Raw genomic sequence first — 19,605 nt, forward strand, 5'->3', positions numbered from 1 at the left:
TGACCAATTTCTGTCCCACTCTCTTTGTTTGTCCTTATTTCATCATACCAGCCTGGAGATCATACATTTTCTTATACGTTCCTCCTAGAGCAATGAGTTGATCGTGATTGCCCGATTCGATGATTTTTCCTTTATCGAGAACATAGATGCAATCGGCATCTTGGATGGTAGAAAGACGATGGGCAATGGCAATGGTTGTCCGCCCTTGGCGCATCTTCTTCAGAGAATTTTGGATCATCTCTTCCGTCTCTTGGTCGATATTGGCAGTTGCCTCATCCAAAATGAGGATCTTAGGCTGGGCAGCAATCGTTCGAGCAAAAGCCAGAAGCTGACGCTGACCGGTCGATAAGGTAGACCCCCGCTCTGTTACCGGATGATCATAGCCACCAGGTAGACTCTCAATAAAGTCTGCTACATCCACAAATGCGGCTGCTTGTCGGATTTCCTCATCAGTCAGTTCTTCATGGTACATCCGGATATTAGAAGCAATGGTTCCATGATAGAGGAAAGGCTCTTGCAACACTAGACCAATGGACTTGCGCAAGGCTTTCTGGCTGTAGTCCTTGATATCCTGTCCATCAATCAAGATCCGGCCACGATCAAATTCATAAAAGCGCATGAAGAGATTAATAATAGAGGATTTACCAGAACCAGTATGACCAACAAAAGCGATGGTTTGTCCGTTTTTGACCTCAAAGGAGATCTCTTTTAGGACATCCCGTTTGCCATCATAAGAAAAAGATACATCCTCAAAACGAATATCCCCCCGCTCAATTTCTTTCAGGCTACCAGCTTGCTTGGGCTCATAGTCGTCTCGATCCATCATTTCAAAGACACGACCTGCAGAAATGGTTGAGGTCTGCAAGGTAGCAAAGTTCTGCGTAACATCAATCAAGGGTTGGAAAAGCTGGCTAACATACTGGATAAAGGCATAGATAAGACCGGCTGTAAAGCCAGAGTTACGCCAATTTAGGCCGAAAAAGGTTAGAATAACCGCATAAGCCAGGACCTGTAACAGGGTCATAGCTGGCCTCAAAAAGAGGGAATTGACATCTACAGATCGGTTGGCATAGTCCAAATGTTCCCCATTAATCTGTTCGAATTCATCCGTCAAGCGCTTTTCTTGACGAAAGGCCTGCACGATCCGCATTCCTTCAATGGATTCCGATAATTTCACATTGATATCTGATAATTTTTGTCGGGTCATCTTGACCAAGCGATTGGATAACTTGCGATAGAGACGGATGGAAAACCAAATGATGGGAAGAAAAGGCAGGATCCAAATAGTCAAATGCCAGTCCAAGCTAAACATGGTTACCAGGGTGACTAGAAAAAGTAAAAAGGATGAAACCAGGCTTGAAAAGACCGTAGAAAACATATCTGCGACTGCCTGGGTATCATTGGTCACACGCGAAACAATCGAACCTGCTGCTGTCTGGTCATAAAAGGACATGCCCAGCCTTTGAAGATTTTTGAAAATATCTAGACGAATGTCTCTTACGATAGAATTGGATACGCGCGCAAAGGTTAACTGGCTCAGGTAAGTCGCCAGCACGCGACCAATGAATAACCCATAGTAGAGAATCAAAAACTGAAAAGTTGTCAGTACTGGGGAGCCTGCTTCTGTTGGATCCACTAGGTGGTCAATGTACCAGCGAGCTGCAAGAGGGATCGCCGTCAATAACAGACTAGTCAGGAAGGTAAAGGCTAAGGCTAGGGCTGTTAACCACTTATAACGCCACATGTAAGTCAAGAGCCGCTTCATCACACGAGCTTCAGATGTTTTCATTCAGCTTTCCCTCCATTTCTTCTGATAATTGTTGGGCTTGGTAGGTTTCATAGTACCAACCTTTTTGAGCCATTAATTCCTCGTGATTTCCTCGCTCCTTGATCTGTCCATTCTCCATTACCAGAATCAAATCCGCATGAACGATCGCTGATAGGCGATGGGCTGTGATGATGGTTGTTTTCCCCTTGCGTTCCTGCTTCATATTTTCAATGATTTGGTGTTCTGTCTTAGCATCTACTGCAGATAAGGAGTCATCCAAGATCAAGATCTCAGGATTCATGACCAAAGCACGACTCATGGCAATCCGTTGCTTTTGCCCGCCAGAAAGAGAGACTCCTCTCTCTCCCAGCACTGTCTCCATCTGGTCTGGCATGGCCAGAATATCCTCATAGACTCCACAAGTTCTCAGAGCCTTCATCACCTCTTCTTCCTCGATCTGTGGATCTGAAAAAGCGACATTCTCGCGAATGGTCATGGCAAAGAGGATCTGATCTTGAGGGACGTAGCCGATCAAGCTTCGAAGATCTTCTAAACGATAATGTTTGATGGAGATCCCATTTAGCAAGATATCTCCCTGCTCCAAGTCGTGCTCTCTAAGCAAGAGACGCAACAAGGTAGTCTTTCCAGATCCAGTTGGACCCACAATTCCAAGGGTTTGCCCTTTTTCAAAATGAAAGGCAATCTTCTCAAGGACAGGCTCTTTCTCATAGGCGAATTCTTTAATGTCATATTCCAGATTGCCGTTTTGAATGACTGTGACTGGTTGACTCGGATCTTGAATATCAGGTATTTCTGCTAAAAGTGTCTCAATCCGATCATAGGAGACGCTAGCACGCTGACTAATATTAAACAAGAAGCCCATGGCTTGAAGGGGCCAGACGAGCATATTGAGATAGGTAATAAAGGTTACGATTTGTCCAACCGTCAGGCTCCCTTCCTGAACAAATAGCCCCCCGAAGTAGAGCGTCAAGACATAGGAGAGACCGACAAAAAGAAGAGTGGTCGGATCAAACAAAGCATTGTAACCGGCTGAAGTCATATTCTTTGAAAAGACCATTTGATTAGTTTTTTCAAAAGCCCGAATCTCATCTGCCTGAAAGCCAAAGGATTTGGTCACCTTGACTCCTGATACTGATTCCTGAACAAAGTTGTTCAGCTCTGAGAAGCCTTCTTGGGCCTCTTTGAAGGCTTTGTGGTTTTTGCGGCCAATAGCTGACGTCACTACCACCATAACCGGTAGGGGCAAAATAGCTAAGAGCGTTAAGCGCCAATCAATCATGAAAAACATGCTGACTAGGGTCACCAAGGCTGTCACAGAAGCATCTACAGCAGACATAACACCGCCACCAGCAAACATAGTCACCGCATTGATATCATTGGTGGCATGGGCCATGAGATCCCCTGTGCGATAACGCTGATAGAAAGATGGAGACATGAGCGTAAATTGCTGAAACAAACGAAAACGCAAGATCCGAGCCAACTTATTGGCCGTCCCAAAAATATAGCGTCTCCATACAAAACGAAGGCCATACATGGCTAGAGCTGCGAGGACCAAAAGGGCAATATCCACAACTAACTGCCCCAGTGTCAGCCTTCTTTTATCGATCAAGTCGATTACAAGTCCCATGATTCTTGGAGGAATGAGATTTAAAAAGCTAACCAAGATCAAGGACCCTATCCCGATCAAGTATCGCTTCTTCTCTAAATTAAAAAACCAAGATAATTTCCTCAACAGATTCATCTTATTTCCCCTTTTTGGTGAGGTGCCAACTACTATCCACTAGAGCAAACAAGTCTTCATCAGCAATTGTTCCATCTAAGGGGATACTCACCCAATATTTTTTATTCATATGAAAAGCTGGATAAATCCCTTTCTGCTGGATGAAATGGGCTACTTGATCAGACTTAACATTCAAAACTTCTATTTTCCCAGACTTGCCAGCATCCAGTTTTTTCCAATCAATGGTCATAAAGACACCATACCACTTGAGGGTGTCTCGGTGGCGAATGGCACCCGATTCCGGAGATCTCTCCCACAAATACTCAATCGTTCCCTGATAGTGCAGGGAGATATAGGACATGAGACGCTTGGCTTGAGGATAAAGAAATTCTTCTACCTCAAAACAAGCTTGCCGAATCCTTGCAAGACTTTCCTGGCAGGCTTCCCTGACTTGGCCGACGAAATTTCCTTGTAGCTGTTCCAGATGGATCTGGATATACTCGTCCCCTGTATCCTGATCATAGACCTGAAAAGATATCTTCTGGTCGCAGACACGGACCTTTAAGAGAAAAGAGTCCGATAAGACGGGACACTGGTACGCATAGCCTGCTTCTCTCTTTTCAAATCCATAAGCCAATCCCTTTTCTGGCTGAAAAGTGTACCGGTCAAAATAATGCTCTAAAAACATTTTCTCTCCCTTATTCATTTTTGCACTAGAAGAGGTTGGAAACAACGTCCCCAACCTTGATAACAGATCCTCAAAACTACTTCAAGCAGTGATCGTTTCTTTTTTAAAACACGATGCGCGTGCCATGCAGTTGACAAACTCCCAATTGCTCCAAAAAGAGCTGGCGATTGTCAAGGGTCACACCTCCACCTGGCAGGATCTGAATCTTTCCCTTAGCCACATCTAATAAACGATGATAGTGTGCAAATCGCTGCTCTAGTGGGTCACCTGGACTTCCAGCTCGTGATAAAATGCGGGCCACACCCTGATCAGAAAGCCACTCAATCGCTTCTAGCTGATCTGTATGAGCCAACTCATCAAAGGCCATATGAAAGACAACCTCTGCCTCTCCACAGGCTGCTAGTAAAAGCTGCATGACCCTCTGGTCCAACTTTCGATCTCTCGTCAGCGCACCCAGCACAAAAGAAGTAACCCCTATTTCTTTCGCAGCACGAATATCCGTCAGCATAGTTTCGACTTCCAGATCAGTGTAGACAAAATCGCCACCACGGGGCCGGATAATGACACATAGATCCACAGACTTCTCTCTTGTCAGTTTGATTGCTTCATTGATCACACCTATACTCGGTGTGGTCCCGCCTACTGCCAGGTTGTCGCACAGTTCAATGCGACCTGCCCCAGCAGCAATCGCCTTATCAATATAAGTTAAATTCTCTGCACAAAATTCAAAGACAAGCATGACAACTCCAATTACAAAGACTTAAAACAAGGATATACTAACGGTTACCTTAGCATTGCCATTTTCCACTCTCGCTTTTGAGATACTATAGCCTGCTTGAGGAATCTCAAGGGTGATTTGATCACCATTCACTGTGAAGCCGCCTCCATTTTGATTGGATTGATCCTTCAAATAGTTGAGAACCAAGAATTTTGGAATGGGCATTTTCCCTAATTTAGCACCGGTCACAGTCAAATGCATGACATTGTTTTCAACTTGACCGGTCATGGTTAAATCTAGATAGCTATCAACTGGCCCTAAGGAAACAGGAACTTTGACATGAAGGTCATTGCCATCCATTCCTAGTGCCATCTTTTGATAGTCAGAAATGTCAAGGGCGGATCCAGCACTTGTTTTGACGACCTGACTCAATTGTACAGAATTGAGACTTAGCTCAGTTGAGAGCCCTTCAGTGCTCACAGAAGCGTTTGAAACTGCATTTTGAGCCAGCTCAATCAAAGAACTCCCTGCCTGCACATTTCTCAGCTGCTCCCCTTCAGGAATAGATCCAGGAACCAACAAGATCACTAATAAAATAAATAAAACGATCACCATGCCAATCAGGCGTCTCATCCACTTAAACATCTGCTCCTCCAATACATGAAAAGTTGTACTCCTATTGTACATTAATTCAAGAGAAATTGCGACTAAGAGGGGCCTTTAGAAAGCAAAAGAGAGCGTGGGACAGAAATCGGTAATTCGTTAGAATTCGATTTCGTCGTCCCACCTCCGCACAGTTGAGTAGGGCTGTAAAAGCTGATGAAATCAGCGTAGTAGAGCCCACTCAACCACTGCGTCTTGATCGACAATCCAAAAAATTGAGAGGCTAGGACTTTTGTCCCAACCTCTCTCTGTGCATTATTTCGATTTAATGTAGTTAACACCATCTGCTTTTGGCGCAACTGCTTGTCCAAAGAAGGCTGCCAAGACAACCATGGTCAAAACGTAAGGCGCAATTTGCAAGTAGATGGATGGGATCCCTTTAAGCAAAGGCAATTGATTCCCGATGACCGCCAAACTCTGTGAAGCTCCAAAGAAGAGACTAGCAAGCATGGCACCGATTGGGTTCCATTTCCCGAAAATCATAGCCGCAAGGGCGATAAATCCAGGACCTACAATAGTAGTCACCGCGAAGTTAACAGAAACTGACTGAGCGTAAATGGCTCCTCCGATTCCTGCAAGGGCACCTGAGATCATCACTCCTAAGTAGCGCATTCTATATACATTGATTCCCAATGTATCTGCTGCTTGAGGGTGTTCACCTACTGAACGAAGACGCAATCCAAATTTCGTCTTGAACATGATAAACCAAGCAAAGAATGAAAATAGAATCGCAACCCAGCCGATGATGCTGGCATTGTTGAAGAAAATATCCCCAATCACCGGAATTTTAGATAAGACCGGAATGGATGTTTTCCCAAAGGCAACTTTGATATTATCAGTTTGCCCCTTGTTGTACATCGCTTTAACAAGGAAGACCGCAAGTGGAGGTGCCATCAAGTTCAATACTGTACCTGAGACGATATGGTCAGCACGGAAATGAATGGTTGCCACCGCGTGAATCAAGGAGAAGAGTACTCCAATCCCTGCAGCAACGATCAAGGACAACCATGGTGTCAAACTTCCTAACTCAGGCTCAAAAGTCAAGTTAAAGACAATACCTGAGAAGGCTCCCATAACCATGATTCCTTCTAGACCAACGTTAACAACCCCAGCGTGCTCTGAGTATGCTCCTCCGATACTTGTGAAGATCAGCGGCGCCGCATACACAATCATAGAGGAAACAAGAATACTTAAAATCGTTACAATACTCATTAGTTTGCTCCTCCTTTTTTAGCTGAACGCATCGAGATCATCTTTTCGATAATGTAGTGAGCACATACGAAGAAGATAATAGATGCTGTCACAATTTGAACGACTTCTTCAGGGATTGCAGCTGGCTTCATACCAACTCCTCCAATTTGAAGCGCTCCAAACAAGAAGGCAGCAAATGGAATACCAATTGGTGAATTCATCGCAAGAAGGGCTACGGCCATTCCGTTAAATCCAACACTCATCGAGCTGGTTTGAACGTAGACATTTGAGTAAATACCAAGACCTTCTGCTACCCCACCGATACCAGCAAGAGCACCAGAAATGATCATAGAAAGGATAATGGTCCGTTTTGCAGACATCCCTGCATATTCCGCTGCATTCGCATTGAGACCAACGGCACGGATTTCAAAACCAAGTGTTGTTTTCTTCATCAAGAACCAGATGACCACCAATGCGATGATGGCAAAGAAGATCCCGATGTTCATTTGTGATTTGTCCGTCAAATTACGCAACCACTCCGTCTGGTAGACAGCATTGGCTCCCACATCAATGGTTGAGTCCTTGTTTTCCATCAAGGAAGCTGGGAAGCTATGAATCAAGGCATTCCCACCATAGAGAACAATGTAGTTCATCATAATGGTGATGATGACCTCACTGGTTCCGAGATAGGCACGAAGGAAACCAGGAATCGCTCCAATAAATCCACCTGCGATAGCCGCAATCAAAACGGTCATCGGAATCATTAGTAAACGAGGCATATTTGGGAAGGACAGGGCAAACCAAGTCGCCATGATCCATCCTGCAAAAGCCTGACCTGGAAGTCCAACGTTAAAGAAGCCGGCCCGGCTGGCTACTGAAAATCCAAGAGCAACCAAAATCAGTGGCCCCATGGCACGGGAAATATTTCCCCAACTCTTAATCGAACCAAAGGCTTTTTTAAACAGCAATTCATATCCCCAAAGGGCATCATAGCTAAAGGCCCACATAATAATGGCACCCAAGACCAGTCCTAAAAGGACAGACACCAATGGAACGGCAATTTGTTTTAAATTCTTATTCATTTGATGCTCCCTCCTTTACTTGTCCTCCTGCCATGAGGATTCCAAGTTCTTGCTTATTCGTTGTTTCAGGGGTTACGATCCCTTGGATCTTCCCATCATGAATAACCGCAATACGATCAGAAACATTCAAAATTTCATCTAATTCAAAGCTGACAACCAGAACGGCTTTTCCATTATCCCGTTCTTGTATCAAACGTTTGTGGATATATTCGATCGCTCCAACGTCCAATCCACGAGTCGGCTGGCTGACGATCAAGAGATCTGGATCGCGATCGATTTCCCGAGCGATAATGGCTTTTTGCTGGTTCCCTCCAGAGAGAGCCTTAGCAGGTACCACTTCACTGGCTGCACGAACGTCAAACTCTTCCATCAACTTCTTGGCATAAGAGGTAATATTTGGATAATTCAAAATACCATTCTTGCTAAGAGGTTCTTTATAGTAGGTTTGAAGGGCAATGTTTTCAGAGATCATCATGTCAAGGACTAATCCATCCCGATGACGGTCTTCAGGGACGTGCCCTACCTTCATTTCTGTGATTTGACGTGGACGAAGACCTACAACATCCTTGCCTTTAATCTTGATTGAACCGGATTTCACCTTCCGTAGACCGGTAATCGCTTGGATCAACTCAGACTGACCATTTCCGTCAATCCCTGCGATCCCAACGATTTCACCAGCACGAAGTTCCAACGAAAGATTCTTAACAGCTGGGACACCCCGATTTTCGTTTACAACCAAGTTTTCGATCGACAAGACGACTTCTTTCGGTTGAGAAGGACCTTTCTCCGTTTTAAAGGAAACTGAACGACCGACCATCATTTCGGCCAAGTCTTGGTTGGTAGCTCCACCAATCTCGACTGTCTCAATCGATTTACCACGACGAATAACCGTTACGCGGTCAGAAACAGCACGGATTTCATCCAACTTGTGCGTAATCAAGATAATAGACTTCCCTTCATTCGCCAAGTTCTTCATGATTGTCATCAATTCTTCGATTTCAGCTGGTGTCAACACCGCAGTAGGTTCATCGAAGATTAGGATGTCGGCTCCACGATAAAGCGTCTTTAAGATTTCCACACGTTGCTGCGCACCAACGGAAATATCCTCCACTTTAGCATTTGGATCCACTGCTAAGCCATATTTTTTAGACAAATCAAGGATATCTTGACTGGCTTTCTTAAGATCCAAAACACCATGTTTAGTGGTTTCAGACCCAAGGATGATATTTTCAGCAACAGTGAAAGCTTCAACCAACATAAAGTGTTGGTGCACCATTCCAATTCCTAAAGAAGCTGCTTTTGAAGGTGAGTCTAGGTTAACAGTTTTTCCATTTACCACGATGTCTCCGCTAGTTGGTTCCAACAAACCAGCCAGCATATTCATCAGGGTAGATTTCCCTGCACCATTTTCTCCAAGAAGTGCATGGATTTCACCTTTGCGCAATTGAAGATTAATCTTGTCATTTGCTACAAAGTCACCAAATTTTTTTGTAATCTCACGCATTTCGATGACATATTCATGTGTCATGGGGTGTTTCCTTTCAAAAATTTTTTATTTCAATAAAATCTGCTAGGCGACTAACAGATTTTATTGAGACAAAAATGTCTCACTTTAAAAGAAACGGCCCTTAAAGGGAGGGCCGCTCCAATCAAATATTATTTTTCAGGAACTTTAAGAGACCCATCAAGGATTTTAGCTTTAGCATCTTCGACTGCTTTTTTAGCATCTGCAGAAAGGTTGTCAGTTGTCAAATCAACTCCACCATCTTTCAAGCTATAAGTAATCACTTTACCGCCAGGGAATTTACCTTCAGCAGTTTTCTTAGCCAAGTCTTTTACAGATTCTCCGACTTTCTTCAAGCTTGAAGCCAATACAAAGTTAGATTTTTTACCATCTTTAGAAGTGTATTCACCTTCAGCTTTTTGGTCACGGTCAACACCAAGAACCCAAACTTTTTCATCTTCATTTTTCTTCTCGTTCAAGTCTTTAGCTTCAGAGAAGACACCCGCACCAGTACCACCAGCTACTTGGTAGATAACGTCTGCACCTGCAGCATATTGTGCAGCAGCAATTGTTTTACCTTTAGCAGAGTCACCGAATGAACCAGCGTAGTCTACTTGAACTTTGATAGATGGGTCAACAGATTTAACACCAGCTTCAAATCCAGCGCGGAAACGAGTGATAACTTCACTTTCCATACCACCTACAAAACCAACTTGTTTAGTTTTTGTAGTTTTTGCAGCAGCAATACCAGCAAGGTAACCAGCTTCGTTATCGGCATAAACAGCAGATGCTACGTTCTTTTGTCCTTCAATACGGTCATCGATGATGACATAGTTCACATCTTGGTTGTCTTTTGCAGCTTTTTTAATAGAGTCGCTCAAGGCAAAACCAACACCAAAGATCAATTTGTAGTCGTTAGAAACAGCTTCATCAAGGTTTGTCGCATATTGAGATTGATCTGTTGATTGGAAGTAGTCAAATCCGTTCCCTTTAGAAAGACCGTTTTCTTTACCCCAAGCTTGCAAACCTTCCCAAGCAGATTGGTTGAATGATTTGTCATCCACACCACCAGTATCGGTAACGATAGCAACTTTCAAATCTGATTTAGATTCTGAGTTTGCGCTATCTTTTTTAGACGCACGATTTCCACATGCTGCAAGTCCGATAGCAGCGACAGTTACTAGACCTAGGCCTAGCCATTGTTTCTTGTTCATTACTGAACCTCCTAAATTATTGTGCAACATTGTTGCGAAGTGTTGAAAGGGTCAAAAGACCGCCTCACAGACCCATTAAGTCAGGTCTGTAAAGGAATATGGAAGTAATTCCTTGACCGTCATCACGACCGTCGATTTATCTTTAGATACTAAGGTTACAGGAAGGTCTGGCTCAAAAAATTCAGCCATGACCTGGCGACAAGCACCACATGGAGAGATGGGCTTTTCTGTTTGCCCGTAGATAATGAGCTCTTTGAAATCGCGAGCTCCTTCAGAAACAGCTTTAAAAATGGCTGTCCGTTCTCCACAGTTGGTTAATCCAAAACTGGCATTTTCGATATTGACACCTGTATAGATTTCTCCATCCTTCGTTAGCAGTACAGCTCCAATTGGGAAATGAGAGTAAGGCACATAGGCTTGTTGACTCACTTCAACTGCTAAGTTGATCAACTCAGTAGTCGCCATGAGCCACCTTTCCTTCCATGATGGCTACACCAGAAGAAGTCCCAATACGGGTCGCACCAGCTTCGATAAAAGCAAGAGCATCTTCATAAGAGCGAGCACCACCAGAAGCCTTAACACCCATGTCGGGTCCAACAGTTTGACGCATTAAGGCAACATCTTCTACCGTTGCTCCTCCAGTTGAGAAGCCAGTTGAAGTTTTCACAAAGTCTGCGCCAGCTAACTTAGCAATTTGACAAGCAACGATCTTTTCATCATCGGTTAAGAGACAAGTCTCAATGATGACTTTGACCAGCTTATCACCGCTCGCTTCGACTACCGCTTGGATATCTTCCTCAACTAGTGCTAAATTCTTAGACTTAAGAGCCCCGATATTAATGACCATGTCAATCTCATCGGCACCATTTTGAATCGCATTTTTTGTTTCACACGCTTTGACAAATGGTGTATTTGCTCCTAAAGGAAAACCAATGACGGTACAAACTTTAACGTCTGAATCGCGCAAGCCCTCAGCCGCAAAATTCACCCATGTCGGGTTCACACAGACACTCGCAAAATCATAAGCCTTGGCTTCTTCGATCAGCTTTTCGATCTGTTCTTGTTGTGCATCTGGTTTTAAAAGAGTGTGATCGATATATTTATTTAACTTCATACAATCTCCTGAGCTGCTTAAGATATTATTTCAATAATTTCTTTAACGCTTTCAGCCCTTTCTAGTATTTTAACATTTTTTTTGAATTCTGTAACGCCTTCTTGTGAATTTTTTTCATTCATGAAAATACGGGCAATGCGTTCCCCTTTTTTGACGCGCTCTCCCACTTTTTTGTCAAACACAATTCCTGTTTCGTAATCGAGGGGATCCGATTTGACAGCACGGCCAGCACCCAATCGCATTGCAAACAAGCCAAACTCCATGGCAGGTAAAGCAGCAATGACGCCATCTTGATCCGCTGTTACTTCAAGGACCTGAGACACTTTGACGGGACGATGCAAATCTTCTAAGTCTCCACCTTGAGCCACAACCATTTCTTCAAACTTGGCTAAGGCTCGTCCATTGCTCAAGTGTTCATGAATGGCTTCAATTGATTGATCTACATTGGCCAATTTCAACATGATTTGCGCTAATTCACAAATAAACTCTGTGACATCAGCGCGCCCCTGTCCTTTCAGAATATCCAGGGCTTCCAAAATCTCTAAACGATTACCAATGCTGGTTCCCAATGGTTGGCTCATATCTGTAATAACAGCGATGGTTTTCCGACCCACTGCATTTCCAAGATCCACCATGGTACGTGCTAAGCAACGAGCATCCTCAATATTCTTCATAAAGGCACCCTCGCCCACTGTCACATCCAAAAGAATGGCATCCGCACCAGCAGCGATTTTCTTACTCATGACCGAGCTAGCAATCAAAGGAATGGTATCCACTGTCGCTGTCACATCACGCAGAGCATACAAGAGTTTGTCTGCTTTTACAAGTTGGTCGGATTGACCAATGACCGATAAGCCGATCTCCTGCACCTGCTGGATAAATTCCTCTTGAGTCCGTTCAATCTGAAAGCCTTTAATGGATTCCAACTTATCGATGGTCCCACCTGTGTGTCCTAACCCACGACCGCTCATTTTGGCAACCGGCACTCCGAAACTTGCAACCAAAGGCACCAAGACCAAGGTTACCTTGTCTCCCACACCACCAGTCGAATGTTTGTCCACCTTGATCCCTGGAATAGCTGACAGATCAAACTGTTGCCCCGTTTGGACCATCTTCATGGTCATATGAGAGATTTCTTCCGTCGTCATCCCTTTAAAATAAACAGCCATAGCAAAAGCGGACATTTGGTAATCTGGAACCGTTCCAGCAACATAGCCCTCAATCAGCCATTCAATTTCTTCCTTGTTTAAGGCAAGACCATCTCTTTTTTTCTGAATGATATCTACTGCTCTCATGATTCTTTCTCACTTCTTAAAATATAATAGCCTTTGTCTTTTTTTACGATTTCACAATTGCCAAACGTCTCTTCCATCTTGGCCTTAGCGCTCGGAGCCCCTTGTTTTTTCTGAATGACAATGGTCAAGTCTCCACCTGGTTTCAAATGTTCAAAACTACCGGTGATCACTTGGTGGACCACTTTCTTACCAGCTCGGATCGGCGGATTACTGATTACATGGTCAAAGACCCCTTCGACTGCTTCATAGACATCCGAAGAAAAGATCTGAACTTCCACGCCGTTTCGGCTGGCATTTTTCTTAGCCAAGTCTAGTGCCCTCTCATTGACATCGACCATGGTCACTGCGACTCCCTGGGCTTTAGCTAGAGAGAGGCCAATTGGACCATAGCCACAGCCAACATCGAGGACACTTTCCCCTTCTTGAAAATCCAGGGTTGATAAGAGCACCTGGCTTCCATAGTCAATCATTTTTTTACTAAAGACGCCGGCGTCCGTATAAAAATTCATCTTTTGTCCCAATAAAACAACAGCCAGATCATGAATATCATGGGCTGCATCTGGGTTTACATCGAAATACATTTTACTCATAAGGTTATTTTATCATAATTCACTCCTTTTTTAAATCGTTTACATGACCTCTAAAAATTGGTATACTAAAGACTACAATAGGAGTGACATATGGACAAAGAATTTCTACATTTTGAAAAAATTAATCGGGAAACCTGGCAAAATTTGCACCGCAAAACCACCCCACCACTCTCTCAAACAGAGCTCAATTCTATTAAAAGTTTTAACGACCGCATCAACCTCCAAGATGTACGTGACGTCTACCTGCCTTTGACAAACCTGATTGGAATCTACAAGCGTTCCAAAGAAGATTTGGCCTTCTCAAAAGGTATTTTTCTTCAAAAAACGAGTGAGCGCCAACCCTTTATCATTGGTGTTTCAGGAAGCGTAGCGGTTGGAAAATCTACCACTAGCCGTTTACTTCAAATCCTGCTGTCACGAACCTTCGAAGGCTCGACTGTAGAGTTGGTAACAACGGATGGTTTTCTCTATCCAAATGCTATCTTAAAAGAACAAGAGATCCTCAATCGAAAAGGATTTCCGGAAAGCTATGATATGGAATTGCTCCTTGATTTTCTCAATCAAATTAAAAACAACAAGAGAGTAGAAATCCCTGTCTATTCCCACGAAATATACGATATTGTCCCAGATGAGAAGCAAACCATTTTACCGGCTGATTTTGTCATTGTCGAAGGGATCAATGTCTTTCAAAATCCACAAAATGACAGTCTCTATATGACCGATTTCTTTGATTTTTCGATCTATGTGGATGCCGCGGTCGACGATATCGAATCTTGGTATATCGATCGCTTCCAAAAACTCCTTGCATTAGCTCAGAATGATCCTAATAACTACTACTATCGATTTACAGAGCAACCCCTAGAAGAAGTTTTAAGCATGGCCCATCAGGTCTGGGAATCCATTAATTTAGTCAACTTGCAGCATTACATCCAACCAACCAGAAACCGAGCTGATCTGATTCTCCATAAAGCAACCAACCATGAAATCGACGAAATTTATCTCAAACGCTAGAGAAAATGGCCTTTTAACGGTACTTTTTTAAGGAAAAGCTATTTTAGGCTTGTCAAATCTTAACTTTTCATATATAATGAGATAGTTAGATTATCAATGGAGGTGAATAACTTGGCAAACATTAAATCAGCTATCAAACGCGCTGAATTGAACGTTAAACAAAACGAAAAAAACTCAGCTCAAAAATCAGCTATGCGTACTGCAATCAAAGCTTTTGAAGCAAACCCATCTGAAGAACTTTACCGCGCTGCTAGCTCAGCTATCGATAAAGCAGAAACTAAAGGTTTGATCCACAAGAACAAAGCTAGCCGTGATAAAGCACGTCTTGCAGCGAAACTTGGTTAATCAAGAACAGCATAAAAATCAAGCTCTCCGGAGCTTTTTTTGTGCCTAATTTTTTGAGAGGTGCTTATGAAAATTGTTATTATTGGCTATTCTGGATCTGGAAAATCTACTTTGGCTGAAAACTTAGCCCGCCACTACTCCATTCCCAAGCTCCATATGGACACCCTTCAATTTCAACCCGGTTGGATAGACAGTGACCGGGATTGGATGGAAGGTGAGATGAGACAGTTTCTCAGCGATCATAAAGACTGGGTCATTGATGGCAATTACTCTTGGTGCTGCTATGAGGAAAGAATGGAGCAAGCCGACCAGATTATCTTTCTCAACTTCTCTCGTTGGAACTGCCTCTTTAGAGGCTGGAAACGATACCGCCGTTATAAAGGCCGCGTCCGTGAGAGTATGGCGGCAGGTTGCCCCGAACGCTTTGACTGGGAATTCATCCGTTGGATCCTTTGGAACGGTCGCCAAGACAAACAGGTTACACGCTATCAAACCGTCAACCAAACCTATCCAGACAAATTTATCTCTCTTAAGAACCAAAAAGAGCTGGATGCGTTTCTAAAAAACATACAATAAAAAGGTTGGGATATCAATCCCAACCTTTTTTATTTATCAACGTAATCGCCACCGGTGAAGCCATAGTATTCTTCCAGACTCAAACCTGAGTCCGCGATATCTTGTGCTTCTTTTCCGATATAGCGGAGATGCCAGCTTTCTGGCATGTAGCCTGTTACTTTTTCTTTACCTTCTTGGTAACGAACCACAAAGCCATATTTAGCAGCATTCTTGAGCAACCACTTACTTGGTCCAGGTTCGGTTACCAAATTACCACTGGTATCGATTAAATCAAAGGTCAAACCAGTTTGGTGTTCACTATAACCCGGTCTTGCAGAATAACGATCGGCGGCTTCCTGACCATCTTGATTGACATAGTTTTGGTAGAGGCCAACTTGGGTATCGTAGCTACGAAAACCACTATATTGGTCACTGATCGGATATCCTTCTGCCTGCATGGCTGCGATCAATTCATGAAGGGCTGAAACAGCTTCAGGATCTTCACCTGGGTTAAAGTCAGGCGACAAGGGATAATGCTTATTAGCGATCATGACCTCACCATATTTCCCTTTGACACTATAGTAAGAACCATTATAGCTGACACCAGAGTCCACTTTCACATCTGACTTACCAGCTTTTGAAGACTCTTCTTTGCCAGTCTCTTTTGACGTATCCTTTGCAGAAGACGTTTCTTTGGAAGTCTTGGTTTTCGTTTGTTTAGTTTCTTCTTTTGCAGAAGATTTAGAACTAGTGGATTGAGATTGGGAGCAAGCTGTCAGGGTTAACAAGGCAACTGTCACCAAAGTTAATTTGGAAAATCTTGCTTTCATGAGGAATCTCCTATGATTCTTTTGTTACGACAATATCCGTAATCACATAACTTGCACCTACTTTTTTCAAGGTGTAGGTCTTGTACTTGCGGTTTTGTGAATCTGGATGGCTATCTGTATAATGCACGGTAAAGTCTTCATAAGTCTTAATCGTCACCACACCATTTTCTTCCGTGACACTTTGAATGTCCAAAGCTCCTGGAGTATAGTAGTCAATTTTAGCCTTTCGAACACCATCACCAGTTGTGAACTCAACCATGTCTTTGTAGGCTTGACTTTGTGTATCATAGTATTTAGAGTAGGTGTTATTTCGATTTGAAACTGAGCTAAAGACAGCGTCGCGGTACTCTTTCAAGAATTCTTCTGCCAAGGTCCGATTTTGTTCTTCTTTGGCTGCTTGCGCTTTCTTAGCATCTTGTGCACTCTTGATGCGTTTTAGGGTATCTTTGGCTAGTTTAAGTTCGATCGGATCGTTCTCACCCTCTTCAATCGTCACCTTAGCCTTCTCAGTTGTATAGGTTTCCCCATTCATGTTGAAGACAGCATGCACTTCAATTTCTTGATAAGGGATGCTATCTACCTCAAAGGTCGTGCTGGTTCCGACTTCTTTGCCGTTAACCACAACCTTCACATCTGTTGGGTTTTCAACTTCATCTGGAAACTCAACTTCTAAATTGCGTTTTTCAGAATTCAACTGCAATTCTAAATTATTCTTGGTTGCTTTTTTAGGATTGAGATGGATCTTAGAAGTAACATTTCCGACCTCTGTTTTAGCAGTCAATTCCATTTCTTTTGTATTGTAATGGAAAGAACCAAGATCTGTCACTGCATCTTTTTTCAAGGTTACCGTTTTATTGGCAGCCACTTTGAGTTTGGCTTGGTCCAAATTGGTCTTGACCTTTACTTGTACTGGATAGCTGGCTACACGGTATTCTTGGAAGATCCCAAATTTCTTGTCCGCTTTTTCCAAACCAAAGATCTTGTTTCCAGATTTATCCGTATAGCTGCCTTCTCCACCATTATCGATGATCTTGTTCAACTCTGTGCCGATATCGACTCCTTGATCTTCCATGCTGGTGATAAAGCTTTCGGCTTCATCCTTTGTCCATTTATCGTTATCGGTTGAAAGTAGGTCTGCTGCTTCGCGATAATCCTTGGTGTCCACTGCCTTAATAAATTTATCTGCTGTCACTTCGACACGTGTTGTAGACTGGAAGAAAAAGAAGGCTGCTACCAAAGCGATCACAAGGACTGCAATAGCAGAAATAATCCCAATTTTCTTCTTGGAAAGTTTCTTTCCACCCTTCGTTTTCGGGGCCTTTTGTTTTTTCTGAACTGGACCTGCTTCTGTGACATTTGGACCAGCAAAGACCTGCGTTTGCTCAGCAGCAAGTGGAGCCGTATACTCTTGAGTCGGCTGTTGAGGCACATATTCCTGTGTTACTTCTGTTGAATCTGGGTTCGCAAATTCTGCTTCAGGCACAGGTCCTACAAAAAACTCGAAGTTTTGACTTTTAGCTGCGGTAAATTCTTCTGCACTCGGCTTGCGGCCATAGGTTTCTTCAAAATGTTGCAACCAAGCCTGACGAGCTGCTAGAAGTGGATCGACATTCTTCACTTCTTCAACTAATTCAACCACTGGTTCCTCAACAGGAGCGACTTCCTCTGCTGGGGCATTTCCTGCGATAGACTGAATTTGTTTCAAATCAAATCCACAAGCTTTCCCAGCCATAAACTCTTCTGGTGACGGTTTGCGACCGATCACTTTTTCAAATAATTCAACCCATTTCTTTTGCATGGATCTCTTCTCCCTAATTATAAAATAGGGAAAGTGGGTTCCCCCACCTTCCGTTTTGTGATATTGTTAGAATCCAAAGTTAGAGAAATTTGGAGCACTTGGAATAAATCCTACGGCTACTTGTTCTAAAATACGAGCATTCACATAAATGACAAAAATGGCAATGAGAAGCAAGACAACAGATGATGCTACTAGAAGCAAGAATTTATCTGTTTTAAAGCTTGTCTTGTTCAATCCTTGATGAACGACATAGCATGTTCCAACAAAGAACAAGAAGAAAATAAGGAAGTTTACAAAGCCATAAAATTCATAAACTTTTACAAGACCTACTAAGAAAGCAAGGAGGGCAAGTGGCAATGTGTAAACAGACAAACGTCCAAACTCTTCAAATGAACGACCGTAACTGTATTCCTTATCTTGAAGAACCACACGACGAACAAAGAATCCAGCTACTTGGAAGGCGTAAAGGCTAAAGAATAGGGAAATCAATGTCAACATAAAGGCACGGAAATCCATTCCATAACCGCCTGTAAATCCACTAGCTGTGAAGAAAGTTGATAGGGTCAAGACAAAGGCAGTTAAGACATACTGTAAAATTCCGTTAAGAGCTTTTGGATTTTCTACAGCTGTTGGACGTTTCAAAGCTGAAAGGAACCAATTCCAGTAACCACCAACGGCTACACCAAATTGACTTGGTTGGGCAGGATAAGGTTGTCCTGGTTGACCTTGGTAAGGAGCTTTTTGATAAGCTGCTTGAGTCGGTTGTTGGTAGGCTTGTTGTGGAGCTTGTTGGAAAGCAGGTCCATTCGTTGGAGCAGCCTGAGGAGCCGGTTCTTGAACTGGAGCTACAACTGGTTCTTCTGCAGGAGCAGCTGGCGCTGCGACAAACTCTGGAGCTTGTGGAGCTGCGACTGGTTCTTCAACAGGGGCAGTTGGTGCTGCGACAAACTCTGGGGCTTGTGGCGCTGCGACTGGTTCTTCAACAGGGGCAGTTGGCGCTGCAACAAACTCTGGAGCTTGTGGAGCAGCAACTGGTTCTTCCACAGGTGCAGTTGGTGCTGCGACAAATTCTGGGGCTTGTGGGGTTTCTGGAACCACTACTTCTTCTTGAAATTCTCCTGCAGCCAGTGCTTGAGCAATTTCTTCTGCACTAGCAGAACGACCATTTACGGCTTCGAAATAATCCAGCCAATCTTGTTTTGACATATTTAATCTCCTTAACTATTGTTTATACTAGGGTATTATACAAAATTTCTGAACCATTTTCAATGAAAGACTGGAAAATCCCTGTAATATCTTTTGAAAAACATACAAATTCTACTCATTTTTAGAAATTAGTAAAGAAAACGACCTCTTTTCAGAGGTCGTAGAATGTAGACAAACTATTTTAAAGTAAAATAAGTTAAGCTATTCTTCAAAGAAATAAAAATGAATTCCAATTTTTAAATCGATTCAAAAAAATACCAAAACTTTCCGCCGTGAGAAAAGTGCCTGAAAC

19 protein-coding genes are annotated in these 19,605 nt (G+C 43.1%); 3 read left to right on the forward strand and 16 right to left on the reverse strand.

Features of this window, described 5'->3' with window-relative positions:
- Positions 1-34 precede the first annotated feature (34 nt).
- The 13 genes from HMPREF2918_RS06085 to HMPREF2918_RS06145 all read right to left on the reverse strand — a co-directional run bounded on the left by HMPREF2918_RS06085 (position 35) and on the right by HMPREF2918_RS06145 (position 13,568).
- A complete protein-coding gene (locus tag HMPREF2918_RS06085) occupies positions 35-1,789 on the reverse strand; it encodes an ABC transporter ATP-binding protein (protein ID WP_070594881.1) in 1,755 nt (584 codons plus the stop codon).
- Positions 1,776-3,530, reverse strand: a complete 1,755-nt coding sequence (locus HMPREF2918_RS06090) for an ABC transporter ATP-binding protein (protein ID WP_070594882.1) — start codon at positions 3,528-3,530, stop codon at positions 1,776-1,778. The genes HMPREF2918_RS06085 and HMPREF2918_RS06090 overlap by 14 nt, the downstream gene beginning before the upstream one ends.
- A gap of 1 nt (position 3,531) precedes the next feature.
- The gene (locus tag HMPREF2918_RS06095; protein ID WP_070594883.1) at positions 3,532-4,197 is read right to left on the reverse strand and encodes an MmcQ/YjbR family DNA-binding protein; all 666 of its coding nucleotides are present in this window, start codon (positions 4,195-4,197) and stop codon (positions 3,532-3,534) included.
- A gap of 103 nt (positions 4,198-4,300) precedes the next feature.
- Positions 4,301-4,936, reverse strand: coding sequence for a copper homeostasis protein CutC (locus HMPREF2918_RS06100; protein WP_070594884.1), 636 nt, complete (start codon positions 4,934-4,936; stop codon positions 4,301-4,303).
- 21 nt (positions 4,937-4,957) lie between these two features.
- A complete protein-coding gene (locus HMPREF2918_RS06105; RefSeq protein WP_070594885.1) occupies positions 4,958-5,560 on the reverse strand; it encodes a hypothetical protein in 603 nt (200 codons plus the stop codon).
- A 273-nt stretch (positions 5,561-5,833) separates the two neighbouring features.
- Positions 5,834-6,790: an ABC transporter permease gene (locus HMPREF2918_RS06110; RefSeq protein ID WP_070594886.1), complete on the reverse strand. Its 957-nt coding sequence runs from the start codon at positions 6,788-6,790 to the stop codon at positions 5,834-5,836.
- Positions 6,790-7,851: an ABC transporter permease gene (locus HMPREF2918_RS06115; protein ID WP_049518412.1), complete on the reverse strand. Its 1,062-nt coding sequence runs from the start codon at positions 7,849-7,851 to the stop codon at positions 6,790-6,792. Before HMPREF2918_RS06115 ends, HMPREF2918_RS06110 begins: the two co-directional genes overlap by 1 nt.
- Positions 7,844-9,379 (reverse strand): ABC transporter ATP-binding protein, encoded by a 1,536-nt coding sequence (locus HMPREF2918_RS06120; protein WP_070594887.1) that lies wholly within the window; start codon positions 9,377-9,379, stop codon positions 7,844-7,846. Before HMPREF2918_RS06120 ends, HMPREF2918_RS06115 begins: the two co-directional genes overlap by 8 nt.
- A gap of 128 nt (positions 9,380-9,507) precedes the next feature.
- On the reverse strand, positions 9,508-10,569 hold the full coding sequence (locus HMPREF2918_RS06125; protein ID WP_070594888.1) for a BMP family lipoprotein: 1,062 nt from the start codon (positions 10,567-10,569) through the stop codon (positions 9,508-9,510).
- A gap of 75 nt (positions 10,570-10,644) precedes the next feature.
- On the reverse strand, positions 10,645-11,034 hold the full coding sequence (locus HMPREF2918_RS06130; RefSeq protein WP_070588913.1) for a cytidine deaminase: 390 nt from the start codon (positions 11,032-11,034) through the stop codon (positions 10,645-10,647).
- Positions 11,021-11,683: a deoxyribose-phosphate aldolase gene (gene deoC / locus HMPREF2918_RS06135; RefSeq protein WP_003001619.1), complete on the reverse strand. Its 663-nt coding sequence runs from the start codon at positions 11,681-11,683 to the stop codon at positions 11,021-11,023. The genes HMPREF2918_RS06130 and deoC overlap by 14 nt, the downstream gene beginning before the upstream one ends.
- A gap of 17 nt (positions 11,684-11,700) precedes the next feature.
- Positions 11,701-12,978, reverse strand: coding sequence for a pyrimidine-nucleoside phosphorylase (locus HMPREF2918_RS06140; protein WP_070594889.1), 1,278 nt, complete (start codon positions 12,976-12,978; stop codon positions 11,701-11,703).
- Complete coding sequence (locus tag HMPREF2918_RS06145; protein ID WP_070594890.1) at positions 12,975-13,568, reverse strand: class I SAM-dependent methyltransferase; 594 nt, start codon at positions 13,566-13,568, stop codon at positions 12,975-12,977. The genes HMPREF2918_RS06140 and HMPREF2918_RS06145 overlap by 4 nt, the downstream gene beginning before the upstream one ends.
- Before the next feature lie 90 nt (positions 13,569-13,658).
- On the opposite strand from HMPREF2918_RS06145, the gene coaA reads away from it, so the two are divergent.
- The 3 genes from coaA (at position 13,659) to HMPREF2918_RS06160 (ending at position 15,500) form a co-directional block, all read left to right on the forward strand.
- On the forward strand, positions 13,659-14,579 hold the full coding sequence (gene coaA / locus HMPREF2918_RS06150; RefSeq protein ID WP_070466090.1) for a type I pantothenate kinase: 921 nt from the start codon (positions 13,659-13,661) through the stop codon (positions 14,577-14,579).
- A gap of 96 nt (positions 14,580-14,675) precedes the next feature.
- The gene (rpsT, locus tag HMPREF2918_RS06155; RefSeq protein WP_003007640.1) at positions 14,676-14,924 is read left to right on the forward strand and encodes a 30S ribosomal protein S20; all 249 of its coding nucleotides are present in this window, start codon (positions 14,676-14,678) and stop codon (positions 14,922-14,924) included.
- A 66-nt stretch (positions 14,925-14,990) separates the two neighbouring features.
- Positions 14,991-15,500 (forward strand): DNA topology modulation protein, encoded by a 510-nt coding sequence (locus tag HMPREF2918_RS06160; protein ID WP_070466091.1) that lies wholly within the window; start codon positions 14,991-14,993, stop codon positions 15,498-15,500.
- A gap of 29 nt (positions 15,501-15,529) precedes the next feature.
- Here HMPREF2918_RS06160 and ldcB read toward each other — a convergent pair whose 3' ends face one another.
- From ldcB to HMPREF2918_RS06175, 3 genes are all read right to left on the reverse strand, one after another.
- Entirely contained in the window at positions 15,530-16,309 is a 780-nt protein-coding gene (gene ldcB, locus HMPREF2918_RS06165; protein ID WP_070594891.1) for an LD-carboxypeptidase LdcB/DacB, read from the reverse strand.
- Positions 16,310-16,319: 10 nt separating this feature from the next.
- The gene (locus tag HMPREF2918_RS06170) at positions 16,320-18,107 is read right to left on the reverse strand and encodes a TcaA second domain-containing protein (protein ID WP_070594892.1); all 1,788 of its coding nucleotides are present in this window, start codon (positions 18,105-18,107) and stop codon (positions 16,320-16,322) included.
- 66 nt (positions 18,108-18,173) lie between these two features.
- Positions 18,174-19,313, reverse strand: coding sequence for a DUF6574 domain-containing protein (locus HMPREF2918_RS06175; RefSeq protein ID WP_070594893.1), 1,140 nt, complete (start codon positions 19,311-19,313; stop codon positions 18,174-18,176).
- Between the last annotated feature and the right edge of the window lie 292 nt (positions 19,314-19,605).

The sequence above is a fragment of the Streptococcus sp. HMSC065C01 genome (assembly GCF_001813525.1).
Lineage (GTDB): Bacteria > Bacillota > Bacilli > Lactobacillales > Streptococcaceae > Streptococcus > Streptococcus parasanguinis_V.